1 pseudogene is annotated in these 376 nt (G+C 29.3%); it reads left to right on the top strand.

Annotated elements, in window-relative coordinates:
- A pseudogene (locus LDP10_RS03275) lies at nucleotides 1-376 on the top strand (ribonucleotide-diphosphate reductase subunit alpha); the annotation flags it as partial.

Below are 376 nucleotides of genomic sequence, written 5' to 3'. Positions count from 1 at the left end.
AGCTCACAAATACAATTTTATAATGGCATTAAAACTATTATTATTCATGAAACTATCATTAAAACTGCAGCAGATCTGATTTCTGAAGATACGCCAGATTATCAATACATGGCGGCTAGATTAGCTATATTTCATCTTCGAAAAAAAGCATATGGTCAATTTGAACCTCCTTCATTATATACACACGTAAAAAAAATGGTTAAATTAGGAAAATATGATGAACGTTTGTTAATTGATTACTCATCACAAGAATATATCGTCATGAACTCTTTTATTAATCATTGGAGAGATATGAATTTCTCCTATGCAGGGGTTCAACAATTAGAAGGAAAATATTTAATACAAAACAGAGTAAATGGAAAAATTTACGAAAGTG

Source organism: Buchnera aphidicola (Pemphigus obesinymphae) (genome assembly GCF_026122815.1).
Taxonomy (GTDB): Bacteria; Pseudomonadota; Gammaproteobacteria; order Enterobacterales; family Enterobacteriaceae; genus Buchnera_C; species Buchnera_C aphidicola_BJ.
Note: the sequence above shows the minus strand (reverse complement) of the source record. Positions and strands in the feature narration are given on the sequence as shown.